Raw genomic sequence first — 12,779 nt, 5'->3', positions numbered from 1 at the left:
GGAAATATTATCATGAACTTACAGCTTTGGACCATGGTATCCCTTGAAAATAGTATTATTCAGATTATTAGTTTTCATATTACCTGGTTTATTTATAAAAAACTAACAAGGAGCACATTAGCTTACTGGAAAGTATTTTGTCTAAGTCTCTTAGGTATAGTGGTATCACTTGGTAAGGGTGATGGCTTCTATTATCAAGTTGTTATCTTTTTAGTTTTGGCCTTAAAGGAACGTCGGGAACATCGTTTGACGATCTGGGCAAGCCTCTTTTTTGGAGCTTTCTCGGTTATTTTTACAGATTTATTTGCGACTTTTACTCCATTTTATGTATTCAATAATCTGTTTACAAATATGACTTTGAGTGAGATTCAAGAAAACTTCTTCCTCAAATTGTTATCGTTTGTACTGATTTACCCATTCTTTCTCTATATCAATTACCTTTCCAGTTCAGATGTTGATAAGGTCAAGGAATTGATTTATTCACGTGGTCGTGAGCGTCTGTTGATAGCCGTTGATCTGACCTTTGCACTCTACATTACTTGTAGTACTCTTTTGGTATCAACAGGTAGTGATGTGGGAGGGCCAATTTTTATTGCAATGGCAGTTTATCTCCTAATGGTAACAACCTTGAACCGCTATTCTCATAAATTTGTCAGAGAACGTAGTAAGGAAGCTGTGGAGACTTATGTCTATAACTTGGAAGTCTATAATAAACATATTGAGGATCTTTTTACAAAAGTAAAACCTATTGAAAAAGATTTTGAGAGTCTTTTGGTAGCTCTTGAGACCCCATTGGCTAAAAATCAATTATCAGAAGTTTTATCCGTTTATCATGAGCATTTGAATCATCTTAAACTTGATAATTTGGACTTAAATGATAAGTTGGCTCCTCTGTTTGAGATTCCTTATCCGGTATTAAGAAGTTGGATTGTAAACCAAATCATTCCTTTGGAACAAAAAGGTATCACCGTTAGGTTGGATGTCAATGTTGATGCTTATCCTAACAATTTAAATATTGCAGTTCTTATTGGAGTTTTAGAACGTTGCATGAACTTAGCTGAAAAACTTTGGGCCAAGGAGCCGGAGACAGATATTGGGTTCCTTATTCAACAGAATGAGGATGGTAATCTCAGCTTTATTCTTGAGAATACCAATCAGGAAGCTGATCCGAAACTCGATGATAGTCTGGCTATTAGTCGTGATTTTGCCCAGTTTTGCTGGTCAAACGGTATCGGTTTAAAAAATAAAAAAGAATTATTTAAAACCTATCAAATTGTCACGGTAGGACTATAATCGTAGAAAGGAGAGGGACAACTATGCTGGGTAACATCCTATTTCAAATTTTGATGTTTATCATTATTTGGGATATCTACTTACGTATTGGTGGACAAAACACTAATCTTAAAAATCGTATACTTTATTTGTTATTTGATGTTGCTCTATGCATTTGGGGACAACTCATTGGACGCTATATAGGCATAGTACCTCCCTTAGTAGCCATTGTAACATTGACATTTAGTTACCAATTGAATAAAAGTGTCACCTCTGTAGAGCGCTTTTTTCTAGGTTTTTACCCGGTGGTACTAGTCGATTTGGCAAGACGTTTTTTGGCTACCTTCTTCTTTCCACCGATACTTGGTATAACTGTTGACACTTTAAATACTAATATTTGGTGGTCTATGGTACCACTTTCCTTCGTCATGTTGACGGTCAGAATAGTAGATTTTATTTTACGTCTAGATTTTACAGATATCTTGAAAGTTGCTGCCCAACAAGAAAAAAAGAACCGTCTGGGTTTGGTCAACATGCTTCTTTTACTTTATTATTTAGTTATCTTTTTAGTGTCGACATTTGATACTTATTTCCCAGAGTTACATCTTGAGAGTAGATTTAGGTTGCCATTAGTAATGGGATATCTCTATTTACTCCTCTTTGTACTTGGTGCTGTAAACCAGTTTGCTAAGGAAAAAATAGAGCAGGATTTAGCGATGAAGCAAGCCAACTATCTTGATGATTTGAAGCGTGAGAATACCAGGGTAGAAGGTTTGTATAGAGACTTGATGCATGTTCGCTCTAACTATAATTTCCTACTTAATAATCTGAGAGATATCGAAAGAACAGGGGATATTCGTTCTTATAAAAAAGATTTGGTTGATCTTTATGTCAATCGAGATCAGCATAGTTTTTCAACTCAGGTCACAGATTTGGATAATATCCAAAATCCAAGTATTCATAGTCTACTTTCATCAAAATATCATGAAGCTCAGATGCATCGCCTCAATATTCATGCAGAGATTCCAGATCCAGTGATTCATAACTATCTAACTGATTTAGATTTAGCTGTTGTTTTGGGTCACCTCATGGATAATGCTATTGATGGTGCTCGTAAAGCCAGTGAAGGTTTTATTAGTCTGGCCTATTTTGATGAAGAGGACTGCCAGAGTTTTATTATTGAAAGTACAATTGCAGAAGAGCAAGTGCCACTTTCAATGATGAGTACCCAGCTTTCTCATCCTGAGGGTGGTATAGGTGTTAATGCTGTTCAAGATATCTTGGAACGTTATCCGAACACTTCCTTTTCTGTCCGTAGTCAGAATCGTAAAATGATGCAAATACTAGAAATGAGGCCCTAATATGAATATATACATTTTAGAAGATGACTTAATGCAGCAAACACGCATTAGCGACATCATCCGAGAATTGGTTTCAGAGGGCACGTTTTCTGTACGAAAACTTGAAGTTTTTTCTAAACCTCACAAACTATTGTCCAGTATCAACGAGAAGGGCAACCATCAGGTTTTCCTTTTAGATATCGATATTGATGGTGAGCGAAAGAAGGGGCTAGAAGTCGCCTCAGAAATTCGCCAACAAGATGCTAATGCAGTTATTATTTTTGTAACAACTCACTCAGAGTTTGCACCGATTAGTTTTAAATACAAGGTTTCTGCACTAGATTTCATTGATAAGACAGTTTCTAATGCAGAGTTCAAACAACAACTAAAACAAACATTGACTTTTGTGAACCAAAAAGTTGGAGATGTGGATGATGATGAGATATTTGTGTTTGAAACAGCGCAGTCTCGGATCCAAGTCCCTATGAGAGATATTTATTATTTTGCGACTGCTGTGACACCTCATAAGGTGATGCTAATTACCAAAACAGAGCGTCTGGAGTTTTATGCCAATCTTGGAGATATTACTTCGGTAAATAAAAAACTCTTTTCTTGTCATCGCTCCTTTTTAGTTAATTTGGATAACATATCTCGTATTGATAAGACTCAGTTGATGATTTACTTTGAAAATGGTGATTCTTGTCCAGTTTCACGTTTGAAAATGAAGGCTCTGCTTAAAAAATGGTCAGAGGTAAAAGAACATTAGTCGATGACTAATGTTCTTTTTAGTCTAAAAAAGCATGTGTTTATTTCATAGGTGATTGATTATCTTATGAGTGAACAAATTCTGTAAAAACACAAAATAGATGTCCTTTAGTGATAAAATTTAGAGATTTATAAAAAAATGACTAAAAAAAATGCAGTTCAGGATGAAAAAACGACATTCTATGAAATCGTATAGACAATTAAATTGAAAAAAGTTAATATATAATCAAGATATGTGATTCGGAAATGAGACATCGTCAATCTTATTGAAATCTACATACACTTTATGAAAATAAATAATGTACTTTTATATAACTTTTTCCTAATCCCCATTTTTTATTGGCCGCTCGTCCAATTACATATCTTTTTTATAGAAATTAATAGGCTTGAGAAATCAAGCCGTTTTTTTGTTTTTAAGGGCATTAGTACAGATTAGGATAAAAAAATACATTCTGTGAGTGAAATTCGACATTTTAGGAAATGAAGATATACATTTGGGGATTGCATGCTATAATGTAATCAAGGTTAGAGAGCAAGAAGAATGTATGGTTTAAGTTAGTCCCTTAAACATAATAATTTCCCTCATTCATTCTATCTAAAATTGCTGTTGTGTTCTCTACCGATGATGCTGTTGTTCAAAAGGTCTGTACTTTGTACAGGCCTTTTGGCATTTTAGAAGATAAATAGTTAAAGATGCTTTTGAATCTATTTGTATAGTTTCAAAAGTGTTTTTTATTTTTCATTACTTCTTGCATAAAATTGAATAAAAATTAAGAATTAAGCACTTTTTAGGTCAAAAGAATAAGTAAAAACAAATAAAAACTAAATAAATATAAAAAAATAACAAAAAAGTGTTGACAAGTGAATAAATATGCAATATAATTAATCTCGTAAGGTTGATAGAGATAGCAACCACAAGAAAATATAAGAAAAGAGAAAATATTATGTCAAAAGAGAAAGTTATTCTTGCCTATTCGGGAGGTCTTGATACCTCAGTCGCTATTACATGGCTTAAAAAAGATTATGATGTTATTGCTGTTTGTATGGATGTCGGTGAAGGTAAAGATCTTGAGTTTATCCATGACAAAGCTTTGACAGTTGGAGCTGTCGAGTCATACGTGCTTGATGTTAAAGATGAGTTTGCTGAAGATTATGTGCTTCCAGCACTTCAAGCTCACGCTTACTATGAACAAAAATATCCTTTGGTTTCAGCGCTTAGTCGTCCAATTATTGCTAAAAAATTGGTTGAGATTGCTCATAAAACAGGAGCAACGACTATCGCTCACGGTTGTACTGGTAAAGGTAATGACCAAGTTCGTTTCGAAGTTGCCATTGCTGCCCTAGACCCAAGTCTTAAAGTAGTAGCGCCAGTACGTGAATGGAAGTGGTCTCGTGAGGAAGAAATTGAGTATGCTAAGGCTAATGGTGTTCCAGTTCCAGCAGACCTTGATAATCCTTACTCAGTCGATCAAAACCTTTGGGGACGTGCCAACGAGTGTGGTGTTCTTGAAAATCCTTGGAATCAAGCTCCAGAAGAAGCTTTTGGGATTACCAATTCACCAGAGTCTGCGCCAGATGAAGCTGAATATGTCGATGTAACCTTTAAAGAAGGGAAACCAGTTGCTCTTAACGGTAAAGAAATGAAATTGGCTGACCTTATCCAAGAAATGAATGTTATTGCTGGCAAGCATGGCGTCGGACGTATCGACCACGTTGAGAACCGTCTTGTAGGTATCAAATCTCGTGAAATTTATGAATGTCCAGGAGCTATCGCCCTTTTGACAGCTCATAAAGAAATTGAGGACTTAACTTTGGTACGTGAAGTTTCTCACTTTAAACCAATTCTTGAAAATGAATTGTCAAACCTTATCTACAATGCTTTGTGGTTTAGCCCAGCAACACAAGCTATCATTGCTTATATTAAGGAAACACAAAAAGTTGTTAATGGTATCGCTAAAGTTAAGCTTTACAAAGGGCATGCTCAAGTAGTAGCACGTCAATCAGCTAATTCATTGTATGATGAAAACTTGGCTACTTACACATCAGCTGACAGCTTTGATCAGGATGCTGCAATTGGATTTATCAAGCTTTGGGGTCTTCCAACTCAGGTTAATTCACAAGTTAACCATCCATTTGACAATTAATGACAGATTACATAAGAAAAGTAGGCTATTAGAAGAAAAACGCTTCTTATCAGATAAAAGTGGACAGAGAGCCACATCTGATACTCTTTTCTTATAACTTATATTATTATCGTTAAGGCGTTCTGAGAGGCGTCACGAGCCTAAATAAACTACGACAGAGATCGGGTTTTAGGAAAACAAGTGTCCAGAGAGACAAATTAAGCTAGACAAATACTATCTAGCTTTTTTCATTTAAGTTATTGTGACCAAAGAGGTCGTTGCTTGTTATAAGTATTAAGAAAGGATGGAAGATTATCCCAGTGTGGGGTAATCTTCAAAATAAAACTATGGCAGAAAATCATAAACTATGGGGCGGTCGGTTCGAAGCTAGTCTTGAAAAATGGGTAGAAGAATTTGGTGCTTCAATCTCATTTGACCAAAAGATGGCAGAGTTTGATTTGAAAGGGTCTATTGCCCATGTTACGATGCTTGGTGAGACAGGAATTATTACCAAAGAGGAAGCATTGCAAATTAAACAGGGCTTGGAAGAACTGCTTGAGGAATATAAGGCTGGTAAACTAGAATTTGATGTTTCCAATGAAGATATCCATATGAATATGGAGAGTCTTTTAACGGCTAAAATTGGACCAGTAGCAGGAAAACTTCATACAGCACGTTCACGTAACGACCAAGTGGCAACGGATATGCACTTGTATCTAAAAGCCAAACTAGTGGAAGTTATTGAGAAGCTTGATAATTTACGTGGTACTTTGGTCAATCTAGCAGACAAACATACCTACACGATTATGCCAGGCTACACCCACTTGCAGCATGCACAACCGATTTCTTTTGGTCACCACTTGATGGCTTATTACAACATGTTTACACGTGATGCCGAACGTTTTGAATTTAATATCAAGCATACGGATATCTCTCCACTCGGAGCTGCTGCTCTAGCCGGAACAACTTTCCCAATTGATCGTAATATGACATCTGACTTAATGGGCTTTGCAAAACCATATAGCAATTCCTTGGATGCTGTTTCCGATCGTGACTTTATTCTCGAATTCTTGTCAAACTCAAGTATTCTCATGATGCATATGACACGTATTTGTGAAGAAATCATTAACTGGTGTTCTAACGAGTTTAAGTTTGTAACTCTATCTGATACTTTTTCAACAGGCTCTTCCATTATGCCTCAAAAGAAAAACCCAGATATGGCAGAACTAATTCGTGGGAAATCAGGTCGTGTCTATGGTAATTTGATTGGATTATTGACCGTGATGAAGTCATTACCTTTGGCCTACAATAAAGATCTCCAAGAAGATAAAGAGGGTATGTTTGATACGGTAGAAACGATTACTGTCGCTATTGATATTCTCGCAGGCATGCTCAATACAATGACTGTTAACGACAAACATATGGCAGAGTCAACAGAGAAAGATTTTTCAAATGCTACAGAGTTGGCTGATTATCTTGCATCTAAAGGCCTACCATTCCGTGAAGCACATGAGATTGTTGGAAAACTTGTCCTTGAGTGTACCAAAGCTGGTTATTACCTTCAGGATGTTCCTCTCGAACGTTATCAAGAAGTTTCAGATTTAATTGAAGAGGACATCTATGAGACACTTAAATCTCATACAGCTGTTGAACGTCGTCATTCCCTTGGTGGAACTGGTTTTGACCAGGTTAAATGGCAAATCAAAGAAGCTCAAAAAGCTCTAAAAAAATAAGTCTCTAAGGCCCTAACCATAAGGTTTTGGGCTTTTTTGCTATTTATGATATAATAGTACTAATTTTGAGTTTGGAGTCGCATTTTGAAAAAATCTTATCGCGTTAAGAAAGAGAAAGACTTTAAAGCATTATTTGATGCAGGGCACAGTGTTGCTAATCGGAAATTTGTTGTCTACTGTCTGGATCGTGATCTGCCTCATTTTAGAGTGGGTTTGTCAGTCAGTAAGCGTCTTGGTAATGCGGTTACTCGGAATCGGGTAAAACGTCGTCTACGACATGCACTGATGGACATGTCATCTCAGTTAGAACATCAAGATTTTGTCGTTATTGCTCGTAAAGGTGTCGAAGACTTAAGTTATCAAGACATTTATAGCAATCTCGTTCATGTCTTAAAAATAGCAAAGTTATATAAGGACTAAAAAATTATTTTGCTTCTTTACATTGTAGGATAAACTAAAATCACTCCTGATTTTTGAGATACTCTTAATGAATGGAAGCGAAGCAGTTCTTTATCGTATTAAAAAGGAGTTTTTAGTGAAGAAAAAACTTAATATATCTGTTTTAGGTGCAGGAGCTCTCTTGCTTTTGTCCGCGTGTGGACGAAGTGATGTTACAAGTCACTCCACAGGCCTTTGGGAACGTCTTATTTTAATGTTTGGGAAGGCTATTCAAGGGCTCTCATTTGGTGGTTCTATTGGATTAGGTATTATTATTTTCACGATTTTAATTCGTGCGGTAATGATTCCTCTTTATAATCGCCAAATTAAGTCAAGCCGTGAACTACAAGAGTTGCAGCCAGAGTTACGTCGCTTGCAGAGTGAGTATCCTGGACGCGAGAATCGTGAAGCTCTTGCTTATGCACAACAAGATCTTTATAAAGAGCATGGTGTAAATCCTTACGCAAGCTTCGTTCCTCTCTTGATCCAATTTCCTATTTTGATGGCTCTTTATGGAGCGCTCACACGAGTGCCAGAGTTGCGAGAAGGAACATTCCTCTGGGTTGACCTAGGTCAGAAAGATCCTTACTTTATTCTTCCGATTTTGGCGGCTGCTTTCACCTTCCTTTCAACTTGGTTGACAAATAAGGCGGCTAAAGATCGTAGTGCAATGCTTCTTGTTATGAATATCATGCTTCCAATCTTTATTTTCTGGTTTGGAACTCAGATTTCTTCAGGGGTAGCACTTTACTGGGCAGTTTCAAACGCCTTCCAAGTTGTTCAGATTTTGGTTTTTAATAATCCGTTTAAAATCATTGAAGAACGTAATCGTTTGGAAGCGGAAGAAAAAGAACGTAAAGCTAAGATTCGTCGTGCCAAGAAAAAGGCGCATAAACGTAAATAAGGAGGCTTATTATGGTTGTCTATTCTGGACGAACAGTCGAACAAGCTATCGAAAAAGGTTTGAAAGATCTTAATTTACCCCGTATGAAGGCTCATATTAAGGTGATTTCTCGTGAGAAAAAAGGTTTTCTAGGGTTCGGAAAGAAACCAGCTCGAGTTAGTGTTGAACCAATAAATGAAAAGATAGCTCACGAAGCAGATCAAAACACCGTTAAAGTGGCTCCTGATGCTGTAAAACAATTAGACGATTCTGTCGCAAGTCCAAAAGACGAAACGATTGCTTTCAATAAAGTGACAAAACTCGTTACGATTTCAGATAGTAAGGAAATTGCACAAGAAAACTTAAAGCAACCAGTGTCTACAGAGACCCTTGGTGAAGAGTTGCCAGATAAGAAACAGGAGCAACCAAAGGCAACAATTATTCCTCTATCTGTTAAACGTGAGTCATCGGAAGAGGATGCTACAGAATTTATGGCAAATTCGCTTGAGCCCCAACTAGAACCGGTGGCTCAAGTTCAGACTCCGGAAACTTCTGAAGGAGATTTCAGTTCATTTGTGGCATCTGAGTTTAGTTCAGATGAGTCTTCTGAAAATAATTTAGAAGATATTCAAGCGGCTGCAGATGATGTTTTATCTTACCTCGAAAAAATTATCTATGAAATGGATGTCGATGCTAGCCTAGAGGTTAGTCACAATCGTCGCAATATTATCATTCAGATTGAAACAGACCAACCTGGTCGTGTTATTGGTTATCATGGCAAGGTTCTCAAGTCTTTACAACTTTTAGCGCAAAATTATTTGCACGATCGTCATTCTAAACGTTTTAGTGTTGTTCTTAATGTTCGTGATTATTTGGAGCAACGCACAGAGACTTTGATTGATCTAGCAGAAAAAACGGCGGCTAAAGTAAAAGAAACAGGTCGAGAGTACGTTATGGATCCAATGACGAATAGCGAACGAAAAATTATCCATAAGGCACTTTCTCAAATTGAAGGTGTTGAAAGTCACTCAGAAGGAGACGATCCTAATCGTTACGTTGTTGTGACAAAAGTATAGTTAAAATAGCGTTTATTGCTTACAGAAGCTAGTCTTATTTGAAGGCTGGTTTTTTTGACAATAAAAAGTAGACGGTGTATACTTTATTTAAAAGGTAGTCGCTGTCTACTTAGATGGAAATAGGAGTCAAAATGAAACGTAATACTGCTGAATTGAAGGAAAAGTTAATCGAAACTGGAGTCGAGGAAATAAGAACAAGAGGTGTTGATCAACTATCTATCCGAACGGTGGCTCAAAGATGTGGGGTCACCCATGGAGCGCCCTATAAGCACTTTGAAAATAAGGATGTCTATCTTCAGGTAGTTTTAGAGCGTTTATCTGAGATCTTTTTGAAGTGTCTGACAAAAGGGGTAGACTCTTCGCTTGATGTAAGAGGTCAATTAGTATTAATGGGCTGTAATTTTGTGGAATTTGCTCAAAAAGAAACAAATAGTTTTGAGGCCTTGTTTATTAAGTTTCCTTTCAATTATATGGAGCTCACTCGAGACAGTATCTCTGTTAATGCCCATTTACCAGGGTTTGAGCACTTTAAGAGTGTGGTTCTGAAGCTGAAAAGTAACATGAATATTTCTGGTAGTGAGGCAGAAATATTAGTTCATATCTGGAGTTTTATTACTGGATTAGCCGTTTTGGTAAGGAGTCCTATTGGTGATAATTTCAATAGTAACACTATTGAAGAGACTGTTAGTACTATGTTAGACATCTATGTTAAAGGAGCTAAACAATGAAAACCTTAATTATCTACGCCCATCCAAACGACAAGAGCTACAATGCCTCTATACTAGAGACTGTTAAAGAAAATTTATCGTCTAAACATGAGTTAAAGATTCTAGATTTGTATAAAGAGAAGTTCGATCCTGTTTTACGTTTTGATACAACACATAGGAGAAGAGACTTAGCGCACGATGTAGCTATGAAAGACTATCGAGATTTAATAACTTGGGCAGATCAGTTGATTTTTATTTTTCCAACTTGGTGGAGTGGAATGCCAGTTATCTTGAAAGGATTTATTGAACGCGTTTTTGTTGCTGGCTTTGCCTATGAAAATACACCCCGTGGATTGGATGGTAAATTAACTGGGAAAGCTTGGATTATTACAACCCACAATACACCAAAGATTGTTCTACCTTTAGTTCAAGATTATTGCAAAGTCCTAAAATTTCAAGTCCTAAAACCTTGTGGTATTAAATCGGTCAAAGTTACCCAGGTTTCACCCGTTGAGTATATGAGTGATTATAAGCGAAAAGAGGTACTCAAGAAAATAGCTAAACTAGCAAGAAGGTTATGAGCAAGCGATGATATAGGAACGGCATTGTAGTTTACAGTTATCACTAGCCTTCGGGCATCGAAGATATAATGAAATTAATATCTAAGTAATTCTTGACAAGATTAAGCTATTGCTATAAAATAGTATGGTATGTTTAGTAACTGATCAAAAATAGCCGGCTAAACGAATACGAAAATCTATCAGGAGGTATTCAACGTGAAACGTACTTATCAACCAAGTAAAATCCGTCGTCAACGTAAACACGGATTCCGTCACCGTATGTCAACTAAAAACGGACGTCGTGTTCTTGCAGCTCGTCGTCGTAAAGGACGTAAAGTTCTTTCAGCTTAAGACATTATTGAAAGCAACAGTGCTCGAGACTGTTGCTTTTTGTTTTTGCTATAATGATAGTGTTGATGTTTGCTGTTGTTCATCGAAAGTTTGAAAATATAGAGCTGACAATTCTTGTAATTTTTGATAAACTAAAGCGGTTGTGGATAATGACCACTTACTAAAAAATACTTAGGACTGTTTTTCCTAATGTAAGGAGTATAAATGACTGACCTTCCTATTAAATATCATCTTATAAAGAAAGAAAAACACACAGGGGCACGCTTGGGGGAAATTATCACGCCTCATGGAACTTTTCCAACACCGATGTTTATGCCTGTAGGTACCCAAGCTACAGTAAAAACGCAATCTCCTGAAGAATTAAAACAGATGGGTTCAGGAATTATTTTGGCCAATACCTATCATTTATGGCTAAGACCTGGTGATGAGCTCGTTGCTAAAGCTGGAGGACTCCATAAATTCATGAATTGGGACCAAGCGATTCTTACTGATAGCGGTGGTTTCCAAGTATATTCATTGGCCGAAAAACGAAATATCTCGGAAGAAGGTGTAACTTTTAAAAATCACCTTAATGGAAGTAAGATGTTTTTATCTCCTGAAAAAGCAATCTCGATTCAGAATAATCTTGGCTCAGATATTATGATGAGTTTTGATGAATGCCCCCAATTTTACCAACCATACGATTATGTGAAAAATTCTATTGAACGTACAAGTCGTTGGGCAGAACGAGGGCTAAAAGCACATCGTCGTCCACATGACCAAGGTCTTTTTGGAATCGTACAGGGAGCAGGTTTTGAAGATCTTCGTAGACAATCTGCACAGGATTTAGTTTCTATGGATTTTCCAGGTTATTCAATTGGAGGTCTTGCAGTAGGAGAAACCCATGAAGAGATGAATGCAGTTCTAGACTTTACTGTACCTTTACTTCCTGAGAATAAACCACGTTATCTTATGGGGGTAGGGGCACCAGATAGTTTGATCGACGGTGTTATTCGTGGCGTTGACATGTATGATTGTGTTCTCCCAACACGAATTGCTCGTAACGGAACTTGTATGACGAGTCAAGGACGTCTCGTGGTTAAAAATGCGGCGTATGCAGAAGATTTTAGCCCTATAGATCCTGAGTGTGATTGTTATACATGTAAGAATTACACACGTGCTTATGTGAGACATTTGTTGAAAGCAGATGAAACGTTTGGAATTCGCCTGACAAGTTATCATAATCTCTACTTCTTGGTAAATTTAATGGCCAAAGTACGACAAGCTATTATAGATGACAATTTACTTGAGTTTCGCCAAGACTTTATAGAAAAGTATGGTTACAAGTCAAGTAAAAGAAATTTTTAAATAATGTATTTAGCAGTACATGATTGTACTGCTTTATTTTTTTCAAAAAACCTATTGACAAGCATTGATTTGGGTGATAAGATATAAAAGTTGTCTTAACTGACTTGCCACAAACTTGAAAAGGTTCCAAAACTTTAAAAAAGTTATTGACAAGACAAGTGAGAGATGATATTATAAATAAGCT

At 36.7% G+C, this 12,779-nt stretch carries 12 protein-coding genes; all 12 read left to right on the top strand.

Annotated elements, in window-relative coordinates:
* Nucleotides 1-12: 12 nt before the first annotated feature.
* Entirely contained in the window at nucleotides 13-1,293 is a 1,281-nt protein-coding gene (locus ADH51_RS02440; RefSeq protein WP_048674188.1) for a hypothetical protein, read from the top strand.
* A gap of 23 nt (nucleotides 1,294-1,316) precedes the next feature.
* On the top strand, nucleotides 1,317-2,633 hold the full coding sequence (locus tag ADH51_RS02435; RefSeq protein ID WP_038676818.1) for a GHKL domain-containing protein: 1,317 nt from the start codon (nucleotides 1,317-1,319) through the stop codon (nucleotides 2,631-2,633).
* Between the two features lies 1 nt (nucleotide 2,634).
* Nucleotides 2,635-3,378, top strand: coding sequence for a response regulator transcription factor (locus ADH51_RS02430; protein WP_002885796.1), 744 nt, complete (start codon nucleotides 2,635-2,637; stop codon nucleotides 3,376-3,378).
* A gap of 943 nt (nucleotides 3,379-4,321) precedes the next feature.
* Nucleotides 4,322-5,521, top strand: coding sequence for an argininosuccinate synthase (locus tag ADH51_RS02425; RefSeq protein ID WP_002885646.1), 1,200 nt, complete (start codon nucleotides 4,322-4,324; stop codon nucleotides 5,519-5,521).
* A 326-nt stretch (nucleotides 5,522-5,847) separates the two neighbouring features.
* Nucleotides 5,848-7,233, top strand: a complete 1,386-nt coding sequence (gene argH, locus ADH51_RS02420) for an argininosuccinate lyase (RefSeq protein ID WP_037601513.1) — start codon at nucleotides 5,848-5,850, stop codon at nucleotides 7,231-7,233.
* An 84-nt stretch (nucleotides 7,234-7,317) separates the two neighbouring features.
* Nucleotides 7,318-7,653: a ribonuclease P protein component gene (gene rnpA, locus ADH51_RS02415; RefSeq protein ID WP_002891957.1), complete on the top strand. Its 336-nt coding sequence runs from the start codon at nucleotides 7,318-7,320 to the stop codon at nucleotides 7,651-7,653.
* Between the two features lie 115 nt (nucleotides 7,654-7,768).
* Nucleotides 7,769-8,575, top strand: a complete 807-nt coding sequence (locus ADH51_RS02410; RefSeq protein ID WP_037605452.1) for a membrane protein insertase YidC — start codon at nucleotides 7,769-7,771, stop codon at nucleotides 8,573-8,575.
* Between the two features lie 11 nt (nucleotides 8,576-8,586).
* The gene (gene jag, locus ADH51_RS02405) at nucleotides 8,587-9,630 is read left to right on the top strand and encodes an RNA-binding cell elongation regulator Jag/EloR (protein ID WP_048674186.1); all 1,044 of its coding nucleotides are present in this window, start codon (nucleotides 8,587-8,589) and stop codon (nucleotides 9,628-9,630) included.
* 131 nt (nucleotides 9,631-9,761) lie between these two features.
* Complete coding sequence (locus ADH51_RS02400) at nucleotides 9,762-10,358, top strand: TetR/AcrR family transcriptional regulator (RefSeq protein WP_048674184.1); 597 nt, start codon at nucleotides 9,762-9,764, stop codon at nucleotides 10,356-10,358.
* Complete coding sequence (locus tag ADH51_RS02395; protein WP_048674182.1) at nucleotides 10,355-10,918, top strand: NAD(P)H-dependent oxidoreductase; 564 nt, start codon at nucleotides 10,355-10,357, stop codon at nucleotides 10,916-10,918. The genes ADH51_RS02400 and ADH51_RS02395 overlap by 4 nt, the downstream gene beginning before the upstream one ends.
* A 195-nt stretch (nucleotides 10,919-11,113) precedes the next feature.
* Complete coding sequence (gene rpmH / locus ADH51_RS02390; RefSeq protein ID WP_002885866.1) at nucleotides 11,114-11,248, top strand: 50S ribosomal protein L34; 135 nt, start codon at nucleotides 11,114-11,116, stop codon at nucleotides 11,246-11,248.
* A 204-nt stretch (nucleotides 11,249-11,452) separates the two neighbouring features.
* Complete coding sequence (gene tgt, locus ADH51_RS02385) at nucleotides 11,453-12,595, top strand: tRNA guanosine(34) transglycosylase Tgt (RefSeq protein WP_048674180.1); 1,143 nt, start codon at nucleotides 11,453-11,455, stop codon at nucleotides 12,593-12,595.
* The last annotated feature ends 184 nt before the right edge of the window (nucleotides 12,596-12,779 follow it).

The sequence above is a fragment of the Streptococcus sp. 449_SSPC genome (assembly GCF_001073005.1).
GTDB lineage: Bacteria > Bacillota > Bacilli > Lactobacillales > Streptococcaceae > Streptococcus > Streptococcus salivarius_F.
This window is presented reverse-complemented; position numbering and strand designations above follow the sequence as displayed.

What these genes read in the sequence shown, in the direction of transcription:
- ADH51_RS02400 (WP_048674184.1), top strand. Translation starts at nt 9,762, where the DNA reads ATGAAACGTAATACTGCTGAATTGAAGGAAAAGTTAATCGAAACTGGA.
- tgt (WP_048674180.1), top strand. Translation starts at nt 11,453, where the DNA reads ATGACTGACCTTCCTATTAAATATCATCTTATAAAGAAAGAAAAACAC.
- jag (WP_048674186.1), top strand. Translation starts at nt 8,587, where the DNA reads ATGGTTGTCTATTCTGGACGAACAGTCGAACAAGCTATCGAAAAAGGT.
- ADH51_RS02440 (WP_048674188.1), top strand. Translation starts at nt 13, where the DNA reads ATGAACTTACAGCTTTGGACCATGGTATCCCTTGAAAATAGTATTATT.
- ADH51_RS02425 (WP_002885646.1), top strand. Translation starts at nt 4,322, where the DNA reads ATGTCAAAAGAGAAAGTTATTCTTGCCTATTCGGGAGGTCTTGATACC.
- ADH51_RS02430 (WP_002885796.1), top strand. Translation starts at nt 2,635, where the DNA reads ATGAATATATACATTTTAGAAGATGACTTAATGCAGCAAACACGCATT.
- ADH51_RS02395 (WP_048674182.1), top strand. Translation starts at nt 10,355, where the DNA reads ATGAAAACCTTAATTATCTACGCCCATCCAAACGACAAGAGCTACAAT.
- ADH51_RS02435 (WP_038676818.1), top strand. Translation starts at nt 1,317, where the DNA reads ATGCTGGGTAACATCCTATTTCAAATTTTGATGTTTATCATTATTTGG.
- argH (WP_037601513.1), top strand. Translation starts at nt 5,848, where the DNA reads ATGGCAGAAAATCATAAACTATGGGGCGGTCGGTTCGAAGCTAGTCTT.